Origin of the sequence: Pelomonas sp. KK5 (assembly GCF_001984095.1) — a bacterium.
Taxonomy (GTDB): domain Bacteria; phylum Pseudomonadota; class Gammaproteobacteria; order Burkholderiales; family Burkholderiaceae_C; genus KK5.
The window spans coordinates 1-1,007 of sequence record NZ_LYVQ01000500.1; the positions used below are offsets into that span (position 1 = coordinate 1).

Consider the following 1,007-nt stretch of genomic DNA (forward strand, 5'->3'; position numbering starts at 1 on the left):
CTTCAGCGCCCAGCGTCCGTTGAAGGCGGTCACCAGCCGCGACTCGACCTCGTCGCTGGCCGCCAGGCGGGCCAGCTCGGCGCGGCTGGCCGGCGGGGTCAGGCCCGGCAGTGCCTGGCGCACCATCAGCGGTTTCTTCTGCCAGTGGCGGCGCATGAATTGCTCGGGCGTCAGGCCGCCGAGCAGCGGGAGTCTTGTTGTGATGTCCATGGGGGGATTGTCGGTATGAAACAATCCGGGGATGCAAATTTCAGCCCCCTGCGTCGTCTCCCTGAGCTGGAGACTGGAGGACGCCCAAGGCCAGCCGATCGACGAACTGGCCGAGCCGCTCGAGTTCTTCTACGGCGGCGACGACCTGTTCGCCAAGGTGGAACAGGTGCTCGAGGGCCAGGAGGCCGGCTTCGAGACCAGCGTCGCGCTGGAGCCCGAGGAAGCCTTCGGCGACTACGACTCCAACCTCGTCTGCTTCGAGTCCAAGACGCTGTTCCCCGACGGCATCGAGACCGGCATGCAGTTCGAGGGCCTGCCCGAGGGCGCCGCCACCGAGAACATGCCGATGGCGATCTACACCGTGACCGAGGTCTATCCGGAGCATGTGGTGCTGGACGGCAACCACCCGCTGGCCGGCGTGGGCCTGCGCATGCACATCAAGGTGCTGGACGTGCGCGAGGCGACCGAGGAAGAGATCGAGGCCGGCAGCCTCGGCGAGGCGGTGTTCCACATCGGCGCCCCGTCCGACGCGACGCTGCACTGATCAGGCCGGCACGCCGCCGCCCTCCTTCAAGGCCGCCGCAGCGGCATCGAAGTCGAACTCGCCCAGCGCGGCGCCGACTCGCTTCAAGGCCTGGGCCAGCGGCGCGGGCGGCGAGGTCGCCAGCAACTGGTCGACCACATCGGCGGCATCGGCATCGCCGCTGCCCAGCAACTGCTCGAGCCGCGCCAGCATACCCTGCGCGGCCTCGCTGAGCGCGCCCGAGGGCGCCGCCGCCAACGGCTCGGCGGGCGCC

Annotated in this window: 2 protein-coding genes and 1 pseudogene; 1 reads left to right on the forward strand and 2 read right to left on the reverse strand. The window is 69.7% G+C overall.

Annotated elements, in window-relative coordinates:
- Nucleotides 1-210 (reverse strand): annotated as a pseudogene (locus B0W88_RS32765) (cupin domain-containing protein); the annotation flags it as partial.
- 31 nt (nt 211-241) lie between these two features.
- On the opposite strand from B0W88_RS32765, the gene B0W88_RS31975 reads away from it, so the two are divergent.
- Entirely contained in the window at nt 242-754 is a 513-nt protein-coding gene (locus B0W88_RS31975) for a peptidylprolyl isomerase (protein WP_077038428.1), read from the forward strand.
- On the opposite strand, the gene B0W88_RS34140 is transcribed toward B0W88_RS31975, so the two are convergent.
- A partial coding sequence (locus B0W88_RS34140; protein WP_198938015.1) for a hypothetical protein occupies nt 755-1,007 on the reverse strand: 253 nt, incomplete at its 5' end.

Bases quoted from the DNA above. Each gene is read 5' to 3' on its own strand.
- B0W88_RS31975 (WP_077038428.1), top strand. From the start codon at position 242: ATGCAAATTTCAGCCCCCTGCGTCGTCTCCCTGAGCTGGAGACTGGAG.